19 protein-coding genes and 1 riboswitch are annotated in these 26,866 nt (G+C 36.6%); of the genes, 7 read left to right on the plus strand and 12 right to left on the minus strand.

Going from position 1 to position 26,866, the window contains the following annotated elements; genetic code table 11:
- Positions 1-61: 61 nt before the first annotated feature.
- Together GMD78_RS18485 and GMD78_RS18490 are read right to left on the minus strand one after the other, a co-directional pair.
- Entirely contained in the window at positions 62-5,911 is a 5,850-nt protein-coding gene (locus tag GMD78_RS18485) for a lamin tail domain-containing protein (RefSeq protein WP_246187703.1), read from the minus strand.
- 146 nt (positions 5,912-6,057) lie between these two features.
- Positions 6,058-7,392: a CoA-disulfide reductase gene (locus GMD78_RS18490; RefSeq protein WP_155671047.1), complete on the minus strand. Its 1,335-nt coding sequence runs from the start codon at positions 7,390-7,392 to the stop codon at positions 6,058-6,060.
- Positions 7,393-7,628: 236 nt separating this feature from the next.
- A riboswitch (Lysine riboswitch) is annotated at positions 7,629-7,802 on the plus strand.
- A 243-nt stretch (positions 7,803-8,045) separates the two neighbouring features.
- On the opposite strand from GMD78_RS18490, the gene nhaC reads away from it, so the two are divergent.
- Together nhaC and GMD78_RS18500 are read left to right on the plus strand one after the other, a co-directional pair.
- Entirely contained in the window at positions 8,046-9,407 is a 1,362-nt protein-coding gene (gene nhaC, locus GMD78_RS18495; protein WP_155671049.1) for a Na+/H+ antiporter NhaC, read from the plus strand.
- Positions 9,394-10,377, plus strand: coding sequence for a GerAB/ArcD/ProY family transporter (locus GMD78_RS18500; RefSeq protein WP_155671051.1), 984 nt, complete (start codon positions 9,394-9,396; stop codon positions 10,375-10,377). Before nhaC ends, GMD78_RS18500 begins: the two co-directional genes overlap by 14 nt.
- A gap of 44 nt (positions 10,378-10,421) precedes the next feature.
- On the opposite strand, the gene GMD78_RS18505 is transcribed toward GMD78_RS18500, so the two are convergent.
- Positions 10,422-11,615, minus strand: coding sequence for a DUF4317 domain-containing protein (locus tag GMD78_RS18505; protein ID WP_155671053.1), 1,194 nt, complete (start codon positions 11,613-11,615; stop codon positions 10,422-10,424).
- A 286-nt stretch (positions 11,616-11,901) separates the two neighbouring features.
- Complete coding sequence (locus tag GMD78_RS18510; RefSeq protein ID WP_155671055.1) at positions 11,902-12,795, minus strand: SDR family oxidoreductase; 894 nt, start codon at positions 12,793-12,795, stop codon at positions 11,902-11,904.
- 139 nt (positions 12,796-12,934) lie between these two features.
- Between GMD78_RS18510 and GMD78_RS18515 the strand changes: the two genes are divergently transcribed.
- A complete protein-coding gene (locus GMD78_RS18515) occupies positions 12,935-13,474 on the plus strand; it encodes a TetR family transcriptional regulator (protein WP_155671057.1) in 540 nt (179 codons plus the stop codon).
- Positions 13,475-13,568: 94 nt separating this feature from the next.
- Here the strand turns inward: GMD78_RS18515 and GMD78_RS18520 are convergent, their stop codons facing one another.
- Both GMD78_RS18520 and GMD78_RS18525 read right to left on the minus strand, forming a co-directional pair.
- Entirely contained in the window at positions 13,569-15,233 is a 1,665-nt protein-coding gene (locus GMD78_RS18520) for a ribonuclease J (RefSeq protein WP_246187704.1), read from the minus strand.
- Between the two features lie 150 nt (positions 15,234-15,383).
- On the minus strand, positions 15,384-16,370 hold the full coding sequence (locus GMD78_RS18525; RefSeq protein ID WP_155671061.1) for an acrylyl-CoA reductase family protein: 987 nt from the start codon (positions 16,368-16,370) through the stop codon (positions 15,384-15,386).
- 199 nt (positions 16,371-16,569) lie between these two features.
- Here GMD78_RS18525 and GMD78_RS18530 point away from each other — a divergent pair, with 199 nt between their 5' ends.
- Both GMD78_RS18530 and GMD78_RS18535 read left to right on the plus strand, forming a co-directional pair.
- Positions 16,570-16,893: an antibiotic biosynthesis monooxygenase gene (locus GMD78_RS18530; protein ID WP_343042432.1), complete on the plus strand. Its 324-nt coding sequence runs from the start codon at positions 16,570-16,572 to the stop codon at positions 16,891-16,893.
- 59 nt (positions 16,894-16,952) lie between these two features.
- On the plus strand, positions 16,953-17,411 hold the full coding sequence (locus GMD78_RS18535; RefSeq protein WP_155671063.1) for a flavodoxin domain-containing protein: 459 nt from the start codon (positions 16,953-16,955) through the stop codon (positions 17,409-17,411).
- Positions 17,412-17,658: 247 nt separating this feature from the next.
- Here the strand turns inward: GMD78_RS18535 and GMD78_RS18540 are convergent, their stop codons facing one another.
- The 3 genes from GMD78_RS18540 to GMD78_RS18550 form a co-directional block, all read right to left on the minus strand.
- Complete coding sequence (locus tag GMD78_RS18540; RefSeq protein WP_155671065.1) at positions 17,659-18,519, minus strand: patatin-like phospholipase family protein; 861 nt, start codon at positions 18,517-18,519, stop codon at positions 17,659-17,661.
- Between the two features lie 243 nt (positions 18,520-18,762).
- On the minus strand, positions 18,763-19,224 hold the full coding sequence (locus GMD78_RS18545) for a DinB family protein (RefSeq protein WP_155671067.1): 462 nt from the start codon (positions 19,222-19,224) through the stop codon (positions 18,763-18,765).
- Positions 19,225-19,728: 504 nt separating this feature from the next.
- The gene (locus GMD78_RS18550) at positions 19,729-21,825 is read right to left on the minus strand and encodes a tetratricopeptide repeat protein (protein ID WP_343042433.1); all 2,097 of its coding nucleotides are present in this window, start codon (positions 21,823-21,825) and stop codon (positions 19,729-19,731) included.
- A 245-nt stretch (positions 21,826-22,070) separates the two neighbouring features.
- Here GMD78_RS18550 and GMD78_RS18555 point away from each other — a divergent pair, with 245 nt between their 5' ends.
- Positions 22,071-22,790 carry a DUF2161 domain-containing phosphodiesterase gene (locus GMD78_RS18555; protein WP_343042434.1) on the plus strand — a complete coding sequence of 240 codons (720 nt, stop codon included), beginning with the start codon at positions 22,071-22,073 and terminating at the stop codon, positions 22,788-22,790.
- Between the two features lie 102 nt (positions 22,791-22,892).
- Here GMD78_RS18555 and GMD78_RS18560 read toward each other — a convergent pair whose 3' ends face one another.
- A complete protein-coding gene (locus GMD78_RS18560; RefSeq protein WP_196493867.1) occupies positions 22,893-23,387 on the minus strand; it encodes a LysM peptidoglycan-binding domain-containing protein in 495 nt (164 codons plus the stop codon).
- Between the two features lie 225 nt (positions 23,388-23,612).
- On the opposite strand from GMD78_RS18560, the gene GMD78_RS18565 reads away from it, so the two are divergent.
- Positions 23,613-24,230, plus strand: a complete 618-nt coding sequence (locus GMD78_RS18565) for a DUF3298 and DUF4163 domain-containing protein (RefSeq protein ID WP_155671071.1) — start codon at positions 23,613-23,615, stop codon at positions 24,228-24,230.
- A gap of 107 nt (positions 24,231-24,337) precedes the next feature.
- On the opposite strand, the gene GMD78_RS18570 is transcribed toward GMD78_RS18565, so the two are convergent.
- Together GMD78_RS18570 and GMD78_RS18575 are read right to left on the minus strand one after the other, a co-directional pair.
- Positions 24,338-25,279, minus strand: coding sequence for an alpha/beta fold hydrolase (locus GMD78_RS18570; protein ID WP_155671073.1), 942 nt, complete (start codon positions 25,277-25,279; stop codon positions 24,338-24,340).
- Positions 25,280-25,480: 201 nt separating this feature from the next.
- Entirely contained in the window at positions 25,481-26,605 is a 1,125-nt protein-coding gene (locus GMD78_RS18575; RefSeq protein WP_155671075.1) for a DUF4279 domain-containing protein, read from the minus strand.
- Positions 26,606-26,866: the final 261 nt, after the last annotated feature.

The following is a 26,866-nucleotide window of genomic DNA, read 5'->3' on the forward strand; positions in this document are numbered from 1 at the left end:
GAATAGATTTAATACTTATCAAAGAAAGAAGGAAGCCACTTCTGTGACTTCCTTCTTCAAATCAATAACTTCTTTTTCGTTGCCAAATATATAAGGGTAGCCCTAATAAGATAAAAAACAAACTCCATGCCAAGTAATTGAAAATCGAAGTTGTCGTATTAGGAAGACCTTTCCCAATAGTTACATCCATATTACTATTACTTCCATCGTTCTCATCTCTTACAGTTGATTCATCCGTTTTATCTTTTTGTTTTTCTGAACCGTTATCTCTATCTCGATTGGATTCTTGGTCATCATCTCCATTAGAACCTTGACCACCAGAACCACCATTTTCCGTGTTACCTTGATCGTCATTTTTATCAGGGTCTTCTATGTCACCACCGGATTCGTCATCTTCTCCTTTTACGAAAGACCAGATTGGTGAACGGGCATAACCAGAATAGTCGTCCGTAATGGTCGCGTACCAGAAGTATCTTTCTCCTTCCGTTAAACCGGGCCATGTTACTTCTGCGGTTTCACCACTCTTTACATGTTCAACAGATCCAATTTCGTTGTTCGTGTAGACATTGACCGCAAAGGAATCCGTTGCAACACGTTTTTCTTGTGCTGATAAATCTAGATTAATGATAAACTCATCTTTCTCAGGATATTCCTCTGGATCATAATAATTATAGTCATCTAAATAGGGTGAATACGTATTGACATAAATTTGATTGTTCTCTGTATCAAAATGTAATAAACGCATATAACCTTGTCCACCTTCTGGACCTGCTTGATAGTCGGCTAACATCTGATAAACCGTACGATCAGGTTCACCGTCACCATCATCATCAATCTCATCGATCAATGTCTGTGCTTCATGATAGTGACCAGATAATACTGCAACAACATTCTCATTTGGAATGACAACCTCCTGGTAAAGCTTTTCACCTAAAGGATGTCTTGTACCTGTTGCTTGTAAGTATTCATGAAATGTTAAAATTGCTGTTCGATCAGGGTGCTCACTTAATACTCTATTCATCCAAGCAATCCCCTCATCATCAATTCCCCAGCCTAAATACACCATTATATAGTCATTACCTTCTACTGAAATTAAATCATAGTGACCTCGGTTATTTAAGTAGGAGCCACCATAGTAATCCTTATCTCGGAAACGATCTTCCCCAAAGTATTTATAATACTCGGTATAATCGTTATCCTTTTGGTACACGTCATGATTACCTGCTAAAACACCATATGGAACATCCGCATCATCTAATGTTTTCATATATTCATCCGCATATAACCATTGATACTCTTGATCCGTATCATCCACTAGATCTCCACTATGGAATACATATTCAATGTTCATCTCTTCTTGCATTTCCACGATCCATTCTGTCTGACGCTCATAAATATAAGGATAGCTCTCTGAGTAATACTGTGTATCGGACATCCAAACAAAGGTGTAATCATAGTCGTCAGAACTAGCAGGAATTTCATCTTGAATTAATACATGAATTTCCTGGTATTGACTATAAGCACTAACCTCGACATTCCCTTTTAAAGTAAAGTCATCTGTACCAGCAATTTGATAATCGACAATTTCCCATGTGGATGACTCAAAATTCCAAGCATACATAGTTACCTTTCTACCTTCTAGCGAATTTCCTTCCCAAACTAATTCTACGATATCATCTTCTGTTACAGAATCATCTAATGTCACGTCAAATCGATGATATGGAAATGCTTTCGTCGCATCGGTAACCAAGTATTCGCCATCCTTTTCATCGACTAGTGCGATTTCTTGCTCTTCCAATAGGCTCTCGTCTTCCAACTCTTTTGTGTTAGGCGGTTCAACAGGTGAAGTTCCTTGATAAGCAGTAACTGACTCTGTATCACTCGGTTTATATTGAAAACCTTGATAAAAACCAACATGCACATTATCTCCCATTGGATCACTAACACGAACCTTTAACGTTGGGTCGCCGGTTTCTACCATAGAATCATTTTCTAGTACTTGTGGGTGTTCTTCAACTGTCTCGAAAATTATTTCTTTAACTGCTTCATTACCTACTTGATCCACAGCTGTTAAAACTAAATTGTGTTCTCCTGCATCTAAAGCACCTGAAGATGTTTCGTAAGGAAGCTCAATTTTTTCGCCATCCAGTTCAGCCAAATAGCTGTCTATCCCAGCAATATCATCTGTAATTTTTGCATCGATCGTAAAAGATCCTTTATACACGTTTCCATCTATGATTGAGGCATCGATGGTCGGAGCAGTATTATCTACGAGTACATTAGTTTGAATCGTCTCCTCCCCACCTGAAAGTTCGATTTCGTGTGTACCATCACTTACTTCAGTCGTATCCCACGAATAAGCTAAGGAATTGGCGTGCTCCTCCGTAATTGTAAACGTAAAGTCTTCATATACACGATAGGTCCCATCATCACCCATATCTAAAACATTATTAGGATCTGGATGATTCGGATCAGTTAAAATAGTTCCATCCGCTAACACCAAACGAACATTTCTTAAATTATAATCATCACGATTTTCTCCTGGGTCTCCTTCCCATGGTGTTGCTTTATTGCCAGCACGAATCGTAATTGTATTTTCACCCATTGTTAAGTAGTTTGGATCAATTGGCACGGTAATGGTTTCCCATTGTGCCATCCAGTCATCGAAAATGTGCACAATTTCATCGCCAATGGTGACACCATTTTGGAAATAGGTATTGATCCCACTAACCTCAAAAGCAAAGTATGCTGTATGCTCAAGGGCACGATAGTTATTTTCTACAACATTCCCATCGATTTTCATGTCTAGTTCAGAAGGGTCGTTCATATCAGAGGTTCCTTTTACAACATAAGTACCATGTAAAATCTGATTCTCTTCTACATTTAAACGTATAGGATAGTCATCTAGGTCACTTTCAATGCTAACGGTTTTGACACTTGTTTCGGTCGTATTTACTCCATCTGATGCTGAAAAATAATACTCTACCTCTTCCTTACCGATCATTTCAGGAGCATAAATACGGTAAGTAAATACACCGATTTCTTCTCCTTGTTCAATTAATGCTTTTTGAAAATCCGTATCCTCATCCATACGATAGTGAACAGCCACAGTTTTTAATTCCTCTTGATCACTCGCGGTGACAGCTACATCTAAATTTTCTGTTTGCTTTATGGATGTAATATCCGAAGCATGCTCCACTACTGGAGGTGTAGTATCCTCTAAAACATTTACAGGCTCTGATGGTACTTGATAACCTTCTACCATACCTGGTGTTGCATCTAATTCCCCTGCACTAACCTTTTCCATCACATTAGAGCCATCGGTTAGATATTTATAAAAGATTCCTTTATCTGGCTGTGTATCATCTACGGTATCTAGATCATTATAATAAGCAATCGAATATTCATGACCAATGTTAGATGCAACAATTAGACCTCTCATACTGCCATTTGCCATACCTGCTGATTCGATACGAACGAGATTTTCTCCTTCTATTAAATTAGATCCGTAATTCGCATTGAAATCTGCTACTGTTTTATGATTGTTTTGACCATTAATAATCCAAAAAACCAATGTTTCCTGGGGTTCGATTACAACATCATCTGGAATAGAAGGCCAAATAACATCGCTCGCCGGATCATTTCCATAACGGTATTGCATTTTATAATGTTCAAATGGAATTGGTTGATTGGTATTGTTGTAAACCTCGATAAATTCATAACCGTCCGCCGATCCAACATTAGTGGAATCAGGAACAACCTCTGTTACCAATAATGGTGGCAAACTTTGTGTATCGACATCAATAGTTACAACCTCAATCACATATTCTTCTGTTCTTTCTACATTTACACCGTCTGTTGCTTCAATATAGTAGGTAAGATCCTCTGCCACATACATCCCCGGAATCTCTACTTGGTAACGAGTAGGATCTGAGCTGCTAGCTGACATAGCTAGACTACGATATTCTGCCCCTTCCCCTTTCACATATACCGTAGCGGAAGGAATTGCTATCTCATCTGTAATTTCTGCCTCTATAGTAATGCTTGAAAATGCATCTGCTTGTACGACTGGCTCATGCTCGATTACTGGTGGAGTCATGTCCTCTTCTTTTTCATCAATCATAACGGGGTCTTTTGGAACTTGCTCCTCCTTAATCGTTCCAGGAGTTGGTGCAGCAAGTGTTTCCAGTTTATTCATTTTGGTTCCTTCATATGGATATTTATATTGAATTACAGCACCTGTATTGTCATTATCTGCTCCATCGTAATCGGCATATATAACCTCTTCTTGGTGTGCATCACGAATTATAAGCGCTCGATTACCGCCATTTGCAAATCCAGGAAATGCAGAATCTGTCACTTCTACTACTTGATCACTTGATAGATTCGTAGAAAAATGAGCATTAAAATCCTCTAACGTGTTATTCCCATTGTTATACCAAAATACTAATGTTTCTTGTGATTCGATTTCTACCCCTGGCACCTGGAAACTAAGCTCTCGGCCAGAATCAGTATAATAATAGATTGTAGCATATTGCTGAAACGATAACGTTTGATTTGTATTATTATAGACCTCAAAATACTCAAAATAATCCGTTCCTCCCCCTTCTGCGTTCGGGGAAATCTCAGTAATTAACAGCTGCGGATAAGACTGAAAATCTTCATCTCCCTCATCGAGAGCATGAATTTCAACTGAGATGATTTCCTCATCCGCTTCTGGAAAACGAACTCGATGGTTAGGATCTGTTGCTGTTATAAAATATTCCAGTGTCCCTGCATTTACCTGTTCCGCTCCTATGTTAGCTTCAAATATATTTTCTCCTACTTCTTTCATTGCAATCGTTTGAAAATCTACATCATCTTGAAAACGATAATGAAGCATACCACTTACTTTTTGTTGGTCGTCTTCTAATTGTGCTTGGATCGCTATAGAACTACCTTCCTGTGCTTCTGTTATAGGTTGATGCTCGATTGTTGGAGCAGTATGATCACTCGTAACCACCAGTTCTTCGGGAATTTGTGCCTGCTCTATACTACCAGGAGTTGGATCTACTAATGTTTCATAGATATTCATTTCGGTACCGTCTTCAGGGAACTGATAGGTTGCAACTTTTCCAGAGGCAATATCTTCAGCTAGATAACTCATTGAAACAACTTCTCCTGCCCCATCTTTAATGACAACCCCACGTTGACCACTGTTATAAAAGCCTGTGCCTTGGTAAGACACAACTTGATCACTCGTTAATTCTGTTTGATAATGAGCATTAAAATCTTCCACTGTTACGTTTTTCGAATTGTTCCAAAATACAAGTGTCTCACCAGGATCAATAGTTGTCTCTGGGAAACTAAACGCTTTATCAGCTGTCCCGCTCCCATCGGTATAACGAAGAGCAATGGTATAGTAATCTAGTGAAATAGCACGATCACTATTATTATATACTTCGAAGTATTCATAATCATCTGCGCCATCATTATCCGGCATAATCTCCGTGATTAAGAGCAAAGGTACTGTTTGATAGTCGATTTCTTTGGTTTCAACTGTTTCTTCTGTGGTTTGGGCCGTATCACTATTTGTTGTATTCACTTGGGTTTCTTCTTTTTCTAGCTTTTCCTCTACTTCTTCATTATGTATCATTTCTTCTTGTTGTTCTGTTGTTTCCTCTTTAATAGTACTCTCGGTATTCTCTTCTTCCTTATACTCTACTTGCTCTTCATTAGAATCTTCTACTTCTTCTTTAGAGTCTGTATCTTCTGTATCAAGCTCTTCCGATTCTAATTCAAATGTCTCGTCGTTCTCTCCTTCTACACTTGCATGAACAATAGTTGCATAATCTAGCATATGAGTAAATAGTAAGAAAAAAATAAGTAAGATAGATACCCTTTTCATAACCTTGTTCGACACCTTCATCATAAGTTCCCTCCTTAATTGTATTCGCATTCACTATACAAAACGATTGTTAATCAGGAGGTAGATATGTGTTAATTTTTGATGAAGTTTTTTGCGTTTAAAGTCCTAGGACAAAGGGACATAGGGGTCAGACCCTATGTCCCATAAAATTACCTTTTCACCTTTCTTGCCATCTGTTGGATTGGATCCCAAACTCCATTGTATGGTGGGGCATAAGCAAGATCTAAATCCAGTAATTCATAAATGGACATTTGATTGTATAATGCAATAGCTAATACATCTACTCGTTTGTCAACGCCTTTTTTACCGATTACTTGACCACCTAGTAATTGGTTTGTCTCTTTATGATACAGTAATTTTATATGTAGTATTTCACCACCAGGATAGTAACCAGCATGAGAATTTGCTTTGATTGTTTGCATCTTATAAGATAGATTTAAGTGTTTCGCTTCTTTTTCGGTTATTCCTGTCCGTCCCAAGGTTAAATCAAAGAATTTCACAATCGATGTTCCGACAATCCCTTTGAAGGTTAAGGCATTTCCAGCCATATTGGCTCCTGCTATTCTCCCCTGTTTGTTTGATGTTGTACCTAGTGGTATATGATCATCTAGTTGTTTAATGATATGGTAGTGTGTCGCACAATCACCAGCTGCATAGATATTCTCAATAGATGTCTGCATATAAGCATTCACATGAATTGCACCTTGTTTGTTCATATGAATACCAGTATCATTTAAAAATCTAGTATTTGGACGGACACCAATTGCCACTAGTACTAAATCTGTCTGGTAAGTTTGCTTATCGGTCACGACAGATTCCACTCGGGTTTCACCTGTAAAGCCCTCTACAGACTCTCCTAATATAAGTTCAATTCCGTTTTTCTTTGCTTCTTCATGGATCAATTCTGCCATGTCTAAATCAAATATGTTAGCAAGCTGTTTCCCCCGTTGAATGAGTGTTACTTCTTTGCCTAGTGTTTTAAAGCTTTCGGCCATTTCTAACCCAATATAGCCTCCACCAACAATGGTTACATGCTTTATATCATCAGAAACATCTTTCATAATACCTTTTGTATCAACCAATGTTTTTAATGTATGAATACCTTCTAGATTAATTCCCTCCCAATCTGGGAAAATGGGGTCTGACCCCGACGCTATGAGTAAACGATCATACGATGCGGTAAATCTCTCTTTCGTTTCGGTATGGATTCCACTTACAATTTGTTCTTCCGCATCGATGTTGGTTACTTTGGTATTGGTTTTTGCGTTAATAGCATATTTATCTCTAAACGTCTCTACATTTCGAGCAATAACGTCTTCTACGCTAGGAATCACTCCATTAATCACATAAGGCAAACCACATTGTCCATATGAATAGTCTTTACCACGTTCAAGAACCGTAACGTCAGCTGATTGGTCGGTACGAATAATTTCCATTGCAGCACTCATTCCAGCAGCCACACCACCTATAATTACATAACGCAAAATAGATTCCTCCTTTATCATTAATTTACCCTTTGAGTGAGATACTTAATCAAGAAGGTAAATATGTATACCATGTTCTACAAGAAGCCTATCACTCATTACTTTTTTGAATAGAGTAAGCATCCTGACTATATTGTAAATTAGTAATATAATATAAAAGAAAAATTATACTTGCAAAGATATTAGCCAACTAGTATAGTAATATTGTTAAAAATTTAATAATTACCTTACCAACTCGGTGAGGTAGAGGCGCGAACATTATCAGTAATCAATTGGAGTATGACATCAATGATGATTGATGAAAGGAATGCTCGCCGAAGCGTAATAAGAGTCAAGCTTATTATTTGCTGGGATGTCTTTGAAAAAGAGGCATACTGTCATGCAAGTCTGCATGGAGGACTACTGATCGAAATGGAAGATACCATATTGTCAACAATGATAGGTTATTTTCTGTCATTGTTTTTTTGTGTTTTTTTTTCTATCTCCTTTTAATCGACAGACTAATATTATAGGCATCGGAGGTAATTTAAATGAATACTATGTTAACAGAATCATAATAAGTAGACGGACTTAAACACTAGATCTAGTTACATACTTTCTGATAGTAATGGAATACCTATGTATCGGAAAATTTTTAAAAAGGAGAAATACAAATGAAACTATCAACTTGGAAAGCTATATTACTACTAGTTTTATCATTCACAGTAGTATTAGGTGGAATTTTATATCTTGGAGCTCCGACGACAATCGTACTAATATCAGCTGGGGTACTAGTCATGATACTATCTCTTATCTGGGGGATAAAATGGAAAACTATTGAAGAAGACTTAGTGGAAACAATAAAATCAATGCTTCCAGCAATATTGATTTTATTATCGGTTGGGATGCTTATTGGAGCTTGGATGATGTCTGGAACTATTCCATTAATAGTTTATTATGGACTAATAAGTATTGATCCATCCATGTTTTTAATCATTACAGCTATCGTTTGTTCTGTTATGTCCATTATGGCAGGAACATCATGGGGAACCATTGGTACAGTGGGTGTTGCACTTATGGGGGTTTCCATTGGTTTAGGTATTCCCGTACATTACACGGCTGGAGCCGTTGTTGTTGGGGCATTCTTTGGAGACAAGCTATCTCCACTATCTGATACAACCATTATGGCACCTGCCATGGCCGGTGTTAAACTAGTAGACCATATTAAACATATGTTATGGACCACGATACCAGGTTACATCATCTCTTTAATTCTTTACTTAATTTTAGGGTTTCAATTTGGTGGTCAAATGGATAACAGCGAGAACGTTGATCTTATTTTATCAACCATGAGCAATAACTTTAATTTAAATCCCATATTAATTATTCCACCACTACTTGTATTAGTGTTAATTTACTTCAAAAAACCAACACTTCCTGTATTCGGTGTAGGGATTATTGTAGGTTGTCTATTGGCCGTTATCTTTCAAGGAAGAGATCTTTTGGAGGTATTTGCCGCATTAGATACAGGATACTCCGATGCTACGAACGTACCAATTGTTGATGAAATTTTACAAAGAGGTGGTATGTCGAGCATGCTAGGTACGGTCGCTATATTAATTAGTGCCGCCATTTTCGGATCACCATTAAAATCAGCAGGAGTTATTCAAATTTTACTAGATAAAATCGTCGAGTTTGCTAAAAGTGGAAAAGCAATGATGACCTCTAGTTTAACACTGCACAGCATTCTATTTACTATTACAGGTAGTTACTATGTAACCTATGCCGTAATTGGTCCAATCATAAGTCCACTATACGATAAATTTGGTTTACAGCGTAAAAACTGGTCTAGAACGATGGAGGATACCGGAACTGCCCTATCCCCTATCATTCCATGGGGAGTAACAGGAGCATTCGTTGCGGAAACGTTACAAGTCTCAACCGGAGAATTTTTCCTATATGCTCCAATGACTTATCTTGGAATTATCTTTGCACTAGTCTATATCTTTAGTGGTATTGGTATTGCAAAAAAATAGGCGATTTGGGGTCAGGTCCCTTGTCCCAAATGGGACAAGGGACCTGACCCCAGTTATTTTACGACGTTATCCAACCGGTGATGTTATGGATCAAAGTAACATACTATTAGGTGCATGGTTCAGTAAATTCATTAGCCTATTGGTGTTACTCTTTTTCCTTGGTGCTTATAGTGCCATAATGATAACCTACGTGTATCATCTAATGGATTACTTTTTACCAGAGGCTCCCATTACTCTATTTATTGTCATAGCATTTATTGTGGGTTGCTACGGAGCTTTCTTTGGGATTGAGGTAATTGGTAGAATGGCCTTAATTGGGGTGTTTTCGGTCTTAGCCTTGAACATCCTTCTTATGCTAGGATCCTTTTCCCATTTTGATATTCGAGAATTACTTCCTACCTTCGAATCTGGTGTAACAAATACCATTTGGGCAAGCAGACATCATGTCTCAGACTGGGCAATGGTTACTATGACTGTGGCGATCATTTTGCCTTATGTTAAAAGTCGTAAAGAGTGGGGAAAATCTAATGCAGCTGGTATCCTGTTTGGAGGAGCTTTCGTTGTTATGTGGCCAATTCTTGAAGTCGGTGTATTAAGTGCGGAAGTTACCGCACAATATATTGTATCCTGTATGCAAATGGCTAGAAGTGCTCAAATCAGACAATTTATACATCGTTATGAAATGATTATGATTGCCTTTTTTGCAATATCTATTCTCACACAAATTATGTTATGTTTCCTCTGTGCATCTACCGCTGCATCAAAGTTATTTGGACTAAAAGATTACCGCCCATTGGTTATACCGGTTGGCCTTCTTTTAAGTGGATTTGGATTTTGGGTGGTCTTTGATCACCACAGAGCAATGAAACTATTAGAAACAACATGGGTTGATGTAACTTTACCAATTGCCCTTGGAATCCCTATATTACTATTAATTTTAGGCAGTTTTATGAAACAGAAATTAAAGTAGGGGTCAGGTCCCTTGTCCCAACTTTGGGACAAGGGACCTGACCCTCATTCTTCCTCAGCTTTTTGAAATAAGGCTTCGGGAATCATTTCAAATCCTTCTATCATTGTGTTTTCTTCTAATTCAATCATAAGACTTAATTTTCCATCGAAATGGATTTGACGTACATATCGTAAGTCTTGTGGACTAACTTTAATATCCGCTACTTTTGTCTTTATTTTAATTGATTTTGAATTATATTTTGGTATGACACTACTCGCTTTGAACTCATATTTTTCATCATCGATCACGGTCTTAAAAGCATCTTCTACCTTTTCCGTATCGACATCTGCTACACCACTGCTTTTTAAAACTTTTTCTACATCTTTGTAGTCTAATTTCGGTATTTCCTCCTCTTCATTCTCTTCACTTTCTTCAATAACACGATGAATTTCATCGTATACATTGGAAAGTGTCGATGTATTGATTTGGTCACCAGTAACCTTCTTCACAATTTCCTCGAAAACAACTTTATCATCTGCAGCAGTCATCGTTTCTTCTGCATTTAATACTTCCTCGATGAAGTGATAATCTAGTTCATATGCTTTTCCTGCAGAATAGAGAACATGATTGACATCCGCAGCATTATCCGTGAAACATGGGAATAAAAATCCTGATGTTGGTGCTTTCAGGTTAATAACGGGATCTACGACAAAATTATATTTAAACTCTTTTTCCACATAGTCAAACAATAATTCTTTTTTCGGATCCTGCGTTTTATTCATGCTACATAGAATAAAGGGGTTGGAATAAACTGCATCACGTCCGCTTTCTTCCGCTTCTTCATTACCGCGTTTCATCGGTTTCATATATTCCCCGCGAATAAAGGTAACGACAATATCCATTTCATATTGCTTGTCTTTCAGCATCTTTTCTACGAGACGAAGCATATGGCCATTCCATTCTTCGGTATCGTTACTAAGCAGACCTTGGTGTAGAATGAGTTGACTACTATCTTCTACATCGCGTTGGAATTTTAACTCGAATAATTTTTCATCCATCTGTCCAGACAGTACTTTTTTAAAATTTGCCATAAATAAATCTTTCTGTTCATCCTCTAGTAATTCAAATGGTACATTTTGATGATGATAAATCTCACTCGATTCTTTCATAATGTATACATTGAAGATATCATGAATTTTTAATAAATCATTATTCACTTTGAACTGTTTACGTATATTGGCTATGTCTTTTTTGTTCAATCTTTGTCCACTCCTAGTTGGTTATTACGTGCATTTATCGAATGTGCATTCTATCATTCTAACACAGATTCCATTTGTTTTTCCTACATCTTTTAATAATTCAAATACTACTTTTCTATCCTCTTCCTACACCAAAAAACTCACCATGTTAATAGGTGAGTCTTTCTAATTTAAAACAACTATATTAATCTTTAAGGTACAAATACTGGAGATAGACTGAATTCTAGTTTTATGAATAAATTTCTTAAGGAAAGGATCTGTTTGATGAAAATACCCTTTTCCTTTTTTATTTACTTTGAGTAGCTCGAAGCTTAGTCATATTTGCTGTAGTTCCACCATCAACAAGAATATCTGTGCCCGTAATATACGATGCAGCATCACTAACTAGGAAGTCTACTACGGTTGCAATTTCACTTGGTTCACCTTCACGTTGTAGTGGCGTGTTATCTAATAGGACCTTCATTTCTTTTTGCTGTGAAGCTTCTTGACGACCCATTGGAGTATTTATCGTACCTGGAGATAAGGAAACAATACGAGCACCTTTCTGTCCCCAATCCCATGCTTGGTCTTCAGCAATTAAAATTACCCCTAATTTTGATAAACTATATGCAGAACCTGGATTACCTTGTGAGAACTTTTCCATCATCTCCACTACATTTTCATCTAATGGATTTTTAAGTACTTCCGTATATGGCCCCTCTTTTGGTGCCATATGACCACTCATAGAAGAAATACATACTGCAACAGTTCCTGGTTCTGCTAATTTAATAAATTCATTTAACACGATTCCTGTACCAACTAAATTAACTTCTGTAATACGCTTAGAGTCACTCATTGTAGGGGATAACCCTGCTGTATGAACAATAGCTTTTAATGTTCCTAAAGAGGCTGCTTTATTTGCTAAATCTTTCACATTTTCTTTGTCTGTTACATCTACAGTTTGATAGTGTACGTCATGAATTCCTTTAGCCACTAGCTCTTCTTTTGTTTGCGCTAGACGATCTTCATTCACATCTGCTAAAAGAACTGTACCTTTTTTACCTACTAGCTCTGCAACCGCTTTCCCCATACCACCTGAACCACCTGTAATAACATAAACGTCTGACATCCTTCTACCTCCTATATTGAATGTGTTTACTTCTTTATGGTATGGTATGATAAGTTTAAATACAAACGACATTTTGCTTAAAAATGTCCATTCCCTCCCATATAAACAAGCACTAAGAACTCTACCTCTTCGTTTAAGGGACTTGTAGTGCTAGGTGTGGAATGAAGATCGACCATACTGATTGAAGTTTCACTTTATAAGGAGGTCCTACATGAATATATTAGATCAAAATAATATTTCAGCTAGGGAATATATAATTTGTGCATTCATGGATCTACTTGAGATTAAAAGATTTGAACAAATTTCAGTAAAAGAGATTGTAAAAAAGGCAGGTATTAGTCGTTCTACATTCTATTTACACTTTCACGATAAATATGAGCTCATGGAAAAAGTGCGTGAATCTATTACCTCTACCTTTTTATCTTTTTATGATACAGATCGAATAGTAAAAGCGACACTTCCTTCAATTAATAATACTACATACAAACTCTGTGAGCATGTCTACCAATATCGTAGTTTTTATAAGTATGAATTTGAAAAAGCGGAATATATTCAAAATCTTTCCGATGCGCTAGCATTAAAATTAATGAAGGTTTACCCAGAGAAAAGTTATGCTATTTTCGCAAGTTTTGGTACGATAGGTTATTTGAAATTTTGGGTAGAGGATAAATTTTCAATAAGTACAGAAGATGCCGCTAAACAGCTAATGAACATTGGAAAAACAAATTGGTCGAAATATAATCTCATTTAGATCCTTCTTATTTAAAAAACTAAACTGGTAAGCAAAAGCCGTACGCTCTCACTTACACAGTTTAGTTTAAACTTGCTAGACTAACTCTTCTAAATCAAATATCCATCAAAATAGGAACAATCATTGGCTCCTTCCTCGTACGTTCTTTTACATATTTTGCGATGGATCTTTTTACTTGTTTTTTCATGACATTCCGTGAATTTCTATTCGCTTCCTGAAGTTCGTTGATCGTTTCTATCGTAATTCGGTGCATTCCTTTTCGGAGTTCAGAGAAATTCTGATCGACGAATCCTCGTGAAATAAATTCTGGTTCAGATAGGAGTTTTTCTTCCTGTTTATTCATCGGGATGATAATCACAAGCATTCCATCCTCTGAAATTTTTCTTCGGTCTCGCAATACAAATTCCATATCGCCTATATCGACTCCGTCAACATACGTGTCACCACTTGGTATCATTCTCGTATGACGTGCAATAGAATTTTCAATATCCACTACATCACCATTCTTCATAATAAATGTATTGCCTTCCTCGATACCAACAGTTTCTGCGAGCATTCTGTGGTGATGTAGCATTCGGTATTCACCATGGATAGGAATGAGGTATTTCGGCTTCATTAAGGTAAGCATAAGCCTTAAATCCTCCTGATATCCATGTCCAGAAACATGCATTCCTGAACTACTTCCTGATCCATAAATAACATGTGCTCCAAGTTTATATAAGTTGTCGACAATACTAGTTATACTCTTTTCGTTACCAGGGATTGGACCTGCCGCGAGAATAATCGTATCTTCAGGTAATATCTCGACATCGCGAAAGTTACCTGTGGACAATCGATTAAGGGCTGCCATGGTTTCTCCCTGACTCCCTGTACATAAGATTGACACCATTTCAGGAGGTAATTCATTAATATCACGGGCATCAATTAACATACTTTTGGGAATGTCTAAATACCCACGTTCCTCTGCAACTTTTACTACATTCACCATCGAACGCCCGAGTAAGGCTAGCTTCCGGTTGGTTGCTTTTGCTGCATGGACAACCTGTTGGATCCGGCTAACATTGGAAGCAAATGTGGATACAATTACTTTTCGTTTTGCCTTTATAAATATCTGCTCCAAATTTTTACCTACCATTTGTTCGGAGGGAGTATAACCAGGTCTCTCTGCATTGGTGCTTTCTGATAACAGAAGGAGAACTCCCTTGTTACCGATCTCAGCCATTTTGTGAATATCGGCTCGTTCATCATTAGCAGGGGTCAAATCAAACTTGAAGTCCCCCGTATGTACGATTGTTCCTTCTGGAGTGTCGAATACAATCCCTAAACAATCTGGAATACTATGGTTCACTTTGAAAAAACTTATATTCATTTCACCAATTGGGACTAGCGAGTTTGAGTTAACCTCAATGAGCTCACTTTCTCTTAGTATTCGATGTTCTTTTAATTTGATTTCAATTAACCCCAGTGTGAACCTTGTTGCATACACTGGCACATTAAGCTTTTTCAAAAAGAACGGGATACCCCCAATATGATCCTCATGTCCATGTGTAACAATTAAAGCACGCACACGGGTCTGATTTTCGATTAGGTAAGAAATATCAGGGATTATTAAATCGATTCCTAATAAACTCTCATCAGGAAACTTATTTCCGCAATCAATAATTACAATATCGTTTCCATATTCAATAGCGTACATATTTTTCCCGATTTCATTTAAACCGCCAAGGGCAAAAACAGATAATACAGTATCTTTTCCCATATTCATCCCTCCTGATAAGAAATATGGTTTAGTATGCCCGGATTTGTGTTTTTTAATGTTGATGGATATTTTGGAGTCAAAAAACACTCATAAACGTTACCTATGTAACATTTATGAGTGTTTTACGATTAGAATTGAAGGCAAACCGGTTTATAGCTTAACTATCGTTCTTCCACGAACTTTTCCTTCTAAAATATTTGCAAGAACTTTTGGAAGCTCTGTTAATGAGATTTCATTTACGATATCCTTTTCTAGCGCTGTAGGTTTTAAATCATCACCTAGACGATTCCACGCTTTAAGTCGCTGATCCATGGGACATTCAACCGAGTCAATACCAAGCCAATTGATACTTCTTGAAATGAAAGGAACAACAGTTGTTGAAACCTCTACTCCCCCTGTTAAACCACAGGTTGCAACAGATCCTCCATATTGTAACGTACTAAGAATATATTGAAGTGTTTTTCCCCCAACAGGATCAATCGCTGCAGCCCATTTTTCTTCACGAATTGGTCTCTGATCGTTATCTATTATTTCGTCACGATGAATAACCGTTCTAGCTCCTAATCCTTTTAAGTAATCAGCTTCATTCGATTTCCCTGTACTAGCTACAACGTCATATCCTTTATTCGCTAATATATTGACTGAAATACTACCTACTCCACCCGTGGCACCTGCGACCAAAACGGGACCATTGTTTGGTTCCAATCCATTCATTTCAAGCTTTTCAACCGATAATGCTGCCGTTAATCCAGCCGTTCCAAGAATCATTGCTTCTTTTAACGATAAACCTTTTGGTAAGGGAACCACCCATTCAGAAGGTACACGTGCAACTTCACTGAATCCTCCAAAATGTTGTGTACCTAATTGATAGCTTGTCACAATTACTTCATCGCCAGTTTTGTATCTTTCATCTGTTGAGTCAATGACTGTTCCAGATAAATCTATTCCCGGTACTAAAGGAAAAGAGTTTACAAACGAACCATTGATCGCTACGATCCCATCTTTATAATTTACACTGGAATAAGCAACACGTATGGTTACTTCTCCTTTAGGCAAATCATCCATGGTTAATGACTTAATCTCTACATTCATTCGATCATTCACTTTATCTAAAACCAATGCTTGAAATGTGTTCATACGTATAACATCTCCTTTATATGTGATTAAGTATTTTGTTTATAATTTCTACCTACATCTTACCTCTTTCTAACTTTCATCAAAAATATAAAACCTTATAAAAATACAATTGTGTGAAATTTACCTTTATCACGACATAATTGACAATGATATTCATTATCAATTATACTAATGTCATATCAAAAAAGGAGTTGTTCATGTGTTTGTTTCATTAAGAAAAATAGTTGTTACAGTAGGTAATGCAGATAAAGTCGTCCAACAATTTAGTAAAAAGGGCATTATTGAAGAGCAAGAAGGGTTTGTTGATTTAACGATCATGCAGCAAAAGGCACGAAATGGCGAAGAAGAAGTCGTTTTAATGATTCGCTGGGAATCAGAGGATTATTGGAAACAGTGGGAAAGAAGTGATGCTCATTTAGCAGGTCATAAAGCAAGACGCGGCCAACCAAAGCCTGAATACATACTTCGCCAAGAAGGCGGAAGATACCATGTTAAAGCAGTAAAAAGAGGTCAAAACTCCTAATCATAATTTTTTATATTCGTAACTGGAAATACACTCTAGTTAGAATGGAGGACAATATAATGAGGAAGGTACTCCTTGCATATTCGAGCATGACAGGTAATACAGAACTGATGGCACAAACGATCGGAGACTATCTAATCGAGAAAAAGCATGATGTAATTACAAAGTCATTTGATTTTGATACCGTAGAGGTTAAAGAACTTTTAGATTATGATGCTGTTTTAATTGGTACACTTACATGGGTTGGAGGTGGCCTCCCGTTTGATGTTGAGGATTTTTATGATGAATTAGACAACATAGATCTATCAGGAAAAATTGTTGGCGTATTTGGGTCTGCTGATTCTCTATATGAAGTATTTGGTGGAGCTGTTGATATTATTGCAGATCGCGCTGAAAGTTTAGGGGCAAATGTCATGCCTAAAAGACTGACAATTGATCTTGAGCCAGATGAGAATGATCTAGAGCAGTGTCAGGAGTTAGCAGAGATGGTGAATCAAGCGTTGGAAAAAAATAGTTAAATAAATATGTCCATTTTACTAGACCGTTATTTTAAGTCTAGTTTTTTTATTCTACGAAGTTAATTTTCTACTTTTCGAAAAATGACGAGGCTTGCTTAAATTCAACTTAATTAAGAGTTTTTTTAGCTCTTTGATTTAATCTAGAAGTCTCAGACCCAATTACTCTAAAACAGCCGAAACCCTTATCATATAATAGGATCTCGGCTGTTCACTTCATCCATCAATGCTTTTTTTATCCATTTAGAATTCATTGGTTATTTATAGATAAAAATTCCCTTAACGGCTCTACAACTTTTTTTACATCTTCCATACCCTGTTGATATAACGCAGTTAGTTTTTCTTTATCTCTTTCTATACGCCCTACTTCTACTTTTTCTGAAGGACGAATGACAAATACATTCCCCTTCTTCTCTTCCTCATAAATGTATTTCAGAGTTTCATTGTAAACAGTATGACGTTTTTCTAATGCTTTTACCAAACCTGGATATTTTTTATACTTTTTTCGGAAGTACCAACCGAATGATTGAGGTTCTTTAACATAACCCTTGTCTCTTGTTAAAATTACCACGTTCTTCCGATTACCATCTTTTTCTGATTGTTTAATTGGAATCGGGTCAGATATTCCTCCGTCCAACAAGATCCGGTTATCAAAATGTACAACAGGGGCAATTAATGGTAATGAACTCGATGCTCGAACGATCGTGAGTACGTCTTTTGCATAATCTTTTCTTTTGTAAAATATAGGCTCTCCAGATATGCAATCTGTGACTCCAACCACAAACTCTTCTTTGGCATTATAAAAAGCATCGAAATCAAATGGTTCTAATTCATTCGGCAATCTATCGAACAAAAAATCCATGCCAAAAAGCTGCCTTTTCTTAATAAAATTCCGAAATGATAAATATTCGGGATGATCAATGTAATCAATATTAACCGCTCGATTTCTATCCATTTGACGAGAAACATAGGAAGAACCATTACAGGCACCGGCAGATACACCTATGATATAAGGTAAGTAAATCCCCTGCTCCATTAAATATCGTAGAGCTCCTGCTGTATAGACTCCTCTACTTCCTCCACCTTCTAGTACTAGTCCTGTATTTTTCATATGATCTCCTTTTATTGTTATTTGTTTATAAAATAAGCACTTCAAACCTCAAGTAAAAAAGAGCGCCCTATTTAGACTAGAAAAAAGTTCCATTCATTATTATAAATCGAAAGAATGGAACTTTCTAATTAAGAGCACTCGCATAGCACAGCATTTTAATATGGACATAAGAAACTTAGGGTTAATTCCGATATCACCACTGACATTATGTTATCTGTATAGTTACCCGTTGATTATGCTTTTTCATTCTATAAAAGTAATAATTCGTTTCATTTCCTCAATCTTTCCTATATGAAGAGCTTCATGTAAGACGGAAAATCCAGCACAATCTTCAACGGTTTGAAACCCATGTTTTGGTTCTGTAAGGGTTTCATTTAGTTGTGTATTTGAAATTTGCTTTATATAGTCTAACTGTTTCTCTAGATCTGTAATGAGCTGCGTGATTATTGGTTCACGACCATTCCAATTGTCAGGAGTCGTTCCTGTACCAAATAATTCGAGATAGTCTACCGGTAAATGGTTTAGTTTATAAGGCAAATCAAATAAAAAATATTCTGTGGATGATAAGATATGTCCAACTTGCCAAAGTATATTATTTCGAAATCCTTTTGGTCTTGTATGTACAATGTCTTCAGGAACGGATTTTGCAACTTCAATCGTCCAACCTCTTACCTGTTCAAACTGTTTAAAAATAATTTCACTCATTGTTCAATTCCCTCCCATTCGGCATCTTTCCATTCTGTTCTCCATAAGGTAATAAATGGTTTGAATCTCTTTTTTATCATATCATGCAAAGATGTAGTAAATTTCTTATAAATTGCTCATTTGCAGGATTAACATAATGTTTTATCCAAAAAGGCAAAGATATGAGCAAGGGTTAATCTTCACTTTTATAAGAATTAACACTTTACGGAGGTAAGGGCCATTTCCCAATACATAGGTATACACAATCTGCATATCGAAAAAAGTTTTCAGTTATTTTTACAATAGATTCAAACTTTTTTAATAGAAAAATGATAGCCTTTTACTAGAATCATAAATTAAAAGGAGAAAGGTCAAGGTGAAAAGGTTATCAGTTCTATAAATTTCAGACCTAAACTCAACGAAATAATGAATCACAAGAAAGTGCTGTTTATACTAAAAACCCCGCTTCGGAGTTGTCTATCCTCACGAAACCGGGGCCAAAATCAGGAATATTAATAACTAGAATCAACCTACCCCATTCACCAACTCATACTGACGAAGCTTTAACTCAAACAACGTAAGAGGATCACGATAAATTTCAGGTCTCTCTCGCATCGTATCTAGGGAATCTTTATGTTTTTCAATATCCCCCTGCACTTCCTCACTTACCATATTAAGCACTTCAAGTGAGTTTGAGAAAAATTTACTTACATCCCATTCTATCGATCCCTCAAATAATTCTAGTTGTTGGATGAATGGACTTATTAATTCCTGTGTTATTTGACTATAATCTTCATTTTCAATGTAATTTTTATATTTATAATGAAGTTTTTCTTTATTTTTTGACATCGAACCTAACAGTTTTCCTGCACCTTTTAACAACAATTGAGAAGGGTTATTACGTAACAAGATATTTGCTTTATCAAGATGTACCATTCCCCTTGCTAATCGTTCCATATCTCTCTGCCAATCATCTAATATCTTAAAGTCACCTTCCAATACAATCTTCTCTTCTCCATATTGATGATTAAAACTTTCACTCATTTCGTTAATTTTAATTTGGCTGTCGTTGAATTCTCTCTCGGAATCTTCAATCCATTCCTGAACCGCATTTTTAAAATCATGTAGTGCAGTTTTTTCCATGTAATTAGCAATCTGCCTATTCATTTCATCGTTAATCTCAACATGGAGTTTAGCAAAATCACTGTCTTCATGAACCATTTCAGAACAATTTCGAAGTAGTTCCGGAAGCTTGCTCATCATATTCTGAACTATATCATTTTTTAGCTGACTGAATGAATTTGTAATCACTTCCGCTTCTTCTTTTTCCATATCTCCCAACTGATGATGTATATCATTCAGTTTTGCAAGCAGCTCTTCGTTCCAGTTAATTTTTTCAATAATGCCGTTTTCCACTTCTACCCGTTTTTCAATCAGAAACTCAATGGAAGTTTTAATAATAGACCGGATTTTAGAAGGACTTGCTACTTCTATGTTGTACCCCTCTAGCATAGGCTTAATAAAGTCAGATAAATCATCTAACAAGCCTTCTTTCTCCGCCCATGTCTGAATAGATTCAAATAGTTCCATTCCTACTTGTCTACCGTTTTGATGAGCATTTGAATTTTCAAAATGGTACTCTGCTTCACTAACCACAGTTTCATCTAGTTCTGATGGAAAAAGCTCATCCCAAGCAAGTATGGCAGTTGAAGATATTAAAGTATCTGAAACAGATGAAATTTCCAACCAATTGGTTAAATGGCTTTGTATTAGCTTCGAGATGTCCCTTATTAAAAACCTTCCGCTAATTAATTCAAAATAAGATACTTTAAATAAGTTCGGCAGTTTCTTCCACATATAGGATTCTTCAAAATCATTATTCAAAATAAGTTGGTTGATCTCTTCTAGCCACTGAATATAAAAGTCACTTTGTTTATAGCTGTTCCACAATACTTCAGAAAGGCTTTCAAATCGATATTTATCAATTTGTAATAAAGTCACTAACACTTCATGAAAATAATTTGGTTCAAGGTTTGTTGTGTGACCTTGCTCCGCATACCCTTCTACAACCTCAAACCATGAGAGTGACTTTGTTCGGATTGCTTCATTTACTGCAAGTTCAACCGCGTTATCCCAATCCTTGAAGTTCTCAAAGAAGGTTTTAGCTATTTCCGTTACACAGGAATAATCTGGGTCTAATTTAATCGCATTTTTAATTGCATCAACAGCATTTTCGTGTCTACTTTGTTGTATGTATAGAGAAAACAGCTGCAGGAGGACTTCCGCCTTCAATGCAACCGATTGGGTATTTACTTCCTTGTAGAATTTTTCTGCATCCTCCAATAACCCCATTTCAAAATGGGCATCCGCTATATTCTTTTGTGCCCATGGAATTAACTGATCATCTAAGGGGTTTCCCCATTTATAAATAGCTGCTTCATAATCCTCATTTAAGAAATATACTTCCCCTTGTGCATAGCGAATAGAGGATAAATTCGGCCGTTGCTTCTTCATTTCCTCCATGTACATTTCACCCAATATTTTAATTGGGTGCTCTTTTTCGTGCTCATCTATTATAGTTTGATAATAGGATTTATTAATTAGTGCATTCTCAGTTGTCACGATAATCCCCCACTTGTTAATTTAATTTGTACTCGCGGTTCCAATCTACCAAACAACCAATTTATCTATATAAATTATTGTTAATGTCATTCACTATCTTCTTAAAAATAGTGACAAGTAAATAAAGTTCACCATTACTATATTCGAAATAACTCACCTGGTTTATGGGGATAGAGTCATGATTCCTTTTATCATTCATAATAGATTGATATGATAGAATGGTTCTAGTATTTTAAAACTGGACGGTGCTAGCATTGGAAAATAGAAAATTAAAAGAGATAGATTTATACGAACCAATTAATAAGTATTTTAAGCGAAAAGGCTACGAAGTTTATGGGGAAGTGAAAGACTGTGATGTTGCAGTTATGAAAGACGACCTTTTAATTATTGTTGAATTAAAATTGAACTTAAGTGTGGATTTGCTTATTCAAGCAACAAAAAGACAACGGTTGTCCGAGCATGTATATATTGCTATCCCCAAACCGAAAAAGCACAACCCTCGTTCTAAAAAATGGAGGGATACTTGTCACTTACTACGAAGATTAGAGTTAGGACTTATTCTTGTTTCGTGTACAGAAAAGCGAAAAAGAGTAGAAGTTGTCATAGAACCAACACCTTTTCACCGTCCAATCAGCATGGGGAAAGCCAAATATCTCAGGCAAGCAATAATAAAAGAAATCAATGGGCGAAGTGCAGACTATAATATTGGTGGTTCTAGTAGAAAACAGATTATGACAGCGTACCGAGAAAATTGCGTCCAAATTGCTTGTTACCTTGAAGAACATGGTGAACTATCACCAAAGGCATTATTACAAATGGGAACGGGCAAGAAAACACAATCTATCTTAAGTAAAAACTATTACGGGTGGTACGTTCGAGTTCGAAGAGGCATCTATACAATCAGTGAAAAAGGGAGACAAGAAATAAAGGAATACCCTAAGCTTGTAGCGTATTATCGTAAGTGAAGCACAGGGGGCTGTTCTTTTTCTTTCTTCCAAATGAAAATCAATATTTTGGGTTCAGTTCCCCGCCTCACTAGTACTTTAGTTCAGCGGGGATCCGCCCCTTTACATTGGAACTGGGATAATGAGTTGATAACCAGGGTAAATGACATCAGGGGCTAACCCTGGACGATTACGATTTGCTTCAAATAATGTTGATGTAGATATACCAAATCGTTGTGCGATATTAGCAAACGTATCTCCTGGTTCAACTAGATAAATCAGAGCAGGAACTTGAAGAACCTGATTTTGATAAATGAGGTTTGGATTTGTGATGTGAGGGTTTATTCCTAGAATTGAATCGACACTAGTTGCGTATCGATTGGCTATCTCATATAGTGCTTCTCCAGTGCTAACAATATGATTCACTTGTCTGTTGCCTGGGGTTGTTATAACTAATATTTGCCCAGGAAAGATGAGATACGGATCTGTAACAGGAGGGTATATAGCATTGGCTTCCACTAATAGAGGAACAGTCCCCCCTATGTTTGATGCTATAGAATACAAAGTATCTCCTGGTTTCACTGTATAAATAAAAGAATTCCCATCAACTATAGGCATTACAATCACTCCTAAATTCATTTCAATAATCATCGTATTCGCCTACCTATGGATGGGTGATGTACTTATCTGAATGTCAGCAAACCATTTGGTTCATTAATCCCCCTCTGATGAAATGATTCTTTTGCTTCTTTCCATATGAAGAAGCATGAGAACCATCCCCTATCACTCTTCCCGCTCCACTAGAATACATTGAATAAAAACCCAAATGAAAGGTTGAAGAAAATGCCTGTATCTTTTCCTGTACGCATTGATACACTTAAGGTTGACTTTGGTCGAAATAAAAATATTTATTATCCTAGAGTAGATCTACAGAATCAACAGTTAGAACAGTTCATTAATCAACAAATAGTTAACCAAGCCCAACAGCTAATTAACCAACAGATTGGAAATCTGTCTACTACTGTAGAAGAGATGCTTGGAACGTACGAGATTAAAAACAACCAGCGTGATATTCTTAGCTTAAGCCAATCCAACTATACGTATCACTACCAAGCAGCCCACGGTATGACATATATGAAGTCATTGACCTTTGATACTAAACAAGGGACGCTTTATAAACTTAGCGATCTATTTAAACCAGGAAGTAATTATATAAACAGACTCTCCTCCTTCATTCAGCTCCAAATCAAAGAACGAGATATTCAGACCCTAGAGGAATTTACAAAAATAAAGCCTGATCAAGACTTTTACATTGCAGATAAAACTTTGGTCATCTATTTTCAACTCTATGAAATCACGCCATACGTCTTTGGTTTCCCAATGTTTCCGATTTCTGTGTACAATTTACAGGACATCCTTAAAGAAGATGGCCCACTGGGAAGAATGGCCGTTAATAACTAGTGGAAAACGCTGAGACTTGTTCTCTATTTCCAATGCTAAAATAAAAGGTTTGAGGTAGAAACCTCAAACCTTCAATACTCTGGGAAATTGAATAGCTCACACTAAAATTATGAACTATGAGCTTCTATAACCCTATTAATAAATTCGATAATTCCCGCTTCCACTTCATCGCGAATATCTCGGTAATTATGGATTTCATGCCTGTAACCAGAATATAGTTTTGTTTTCACACGATGCCCTGTATCAGCTAGCCAGTTTGATACAGCGTATACTCCTTCACCATACAAACCAACTGGATCCTGATCACCAGCAATATTATAGACAGGTACCGTAGAAGGAATTTTTTCTGCCCATTCTGTTCCAATAATGGTCTCCATCATTTGCACAAAATAATAAAGCGAACGAATATTAGGAGGGGATGTAAAATTATTAAACGGGTCATTGGCGTGATCAGCTACAACATCAGGATCGCCACTTATCCAATCATTTGGAGTACGGGAATTATCGATTCGCTCTGTCATCCAGCCGAGTAAACCTTCCAGATATACAGGATCAACAACCTCCCCATCCCCTTGGTCGATGCGTGCTTTTAATTCTTTGGAAATTTCATTCGCATGTGGAAAAATACCAGATGTGCCACATAAGATCAATCCGGAGATACCCTCTCCATATTTGGCAGCATACCCTCTCGCAATCATAGAACCCATGCTATGTCCAAACATAAAATAAGGGAGACCTTCATAATGTTCCTGCACAATCTTTCGAAGGTTATGCTCATCCTCTGACATCGTCATGTATCCTTTATCTCCCCAGTCATCCCAATTACCAGAATCATAAGCTGTTTTCCCATGTCCGACATGATCATCTGCCGCTACCACAAAACCTGCTTCGTTTAATGCAAGAATCATATGTAAATAACGACGAGAATGTTCCCCAAAACCATGAACCAACTGAACAATTCCCCTTGGTTGACGAATTGGAGTATAGATCCAAGCTTTAATCGTGTCTTTTTGGTTAAATGATTCAAATTGAACTTCTTGAATTGCCATGATACAAACCTCCTTTCTTTATTTAATAGTATTATGAGGGGAGTAGAAAAAGACACACGAAATTTTCTAATGATGAAAATTAAGTGTGTCTCCGTGGCTCTTCACAATCTATTAAATTAATAAAATATTACCTCGATTTGTAATCGATGTCAAAAAAATAGGTGTTATCTTGATATTGCACCATCCTGCTTTACCCTATAGCTAATCCATATTTCGCCCCTTAAAATTCACACCATCACTTTCAAATCGTAAGTTCTCATCATATGGCATCACATACATGTCAAAATCAATAAATTCCGTTTGGATTTGATGAGCAAAACGAATGATTTTCTTATTCAATCTGAGAGCTGGTGATTCTCCATTTTCAACTTGAAGAACAACTTGAATAAACGATTTCAAATCATACTTTTCGCGAAGTTCATTAATTAAGAAGGTCTTACTTCGAAAACTCCTCATGAATTTGTCCAGTTGCTCGTCTAAATCAATCGATTCCTCATAACCGATGTCGAATTCCCAACAGGTATCTGGATAATATCTCCTGAAATGTGGATTAACCCTTCCATTCGGTGGAATAATTTCTTCTCCTTTTTTCTCAGTTTTCGTTGGCTCGAGACCTAGTTTTTCCGTAACCTCATCTAGTGGAAAGTCATCACCATATAATCTAAAGTATACTTGGATTTTGGTTTTTTCCTCAATGAGCTCAATCTCCTCTTTTTTAATGAACTGTTGAATCGCTTGTATCATCGATCCCATGTTATGTATATTGAATTCGGGACTTTCTTCTTCTAAAAGGTCATTTCCACCTGCTACATGAGCAACAATTAAATGATCCTTCTCGTCTATTAACTGAGCACCTTCTTCCTCAATTAAGTCACCCATTTCTCCTAAAAAGATAAGCCCTCTATTTGGACGGTTCAATAAAGCCTCAAGTACATTTGGATCGTGGATATAAGGCGAAAACCAAACAGCATGTGCATTTGGGTAAAGCTGATGAGTAAGTAAATAAGCAACAATCGTCGATCCCATTCCCATTGAGATAAAATGGATTGAATCATAATCTTGTTTTTGCAAAAACGAGACGATCATTTCATTCACAATCATTGGAAGATCTTGTTCTTCTATATCTTTAGTAGGGTAATGAAATTGTAGTGTATCAAAACCTTCTCCGAAATATACTTGATTGGCATACCAAAATAGGGGACCTTGGGACGTATATTCCCTATCAGGTAGTAAAATAGCAAGCTTTTTAGTTGAACCAATTATTATTGACATCGTAAATGGAACCGTCACGCCCTGTGCCTCCATGTATCCTTTATGGGATCGCAATAAATTTCCTCCTTGTCTTTCTTTCCGTTTCTATTAAATGATTTGTATTTTTCACACTATACTAAAACAATTTTATTATAATACTTTTTAAAGTGATAGAATACTATTATTAATTAAAGAGGAGGTGTTATCAAAAAACAGAAGACATCATCGTTATTTCACGGTATTATCTTCTATATCATCTACTAATTCTCTTGACTAAATATGCATTTCTGAAATATTAAAGTGAAATATATAAAAGTATTCCATCATTTATTTATC

The sequence above is a fragment of the Ornithinibacillus caprae genome, assembly GCF_009728145.1.
Lineage (GTDB): Bacteria > Bacillota > Bacilli > Bacillales > Amphibacillaceae > Ornithinibacillus > Ornithinibacillus caprae.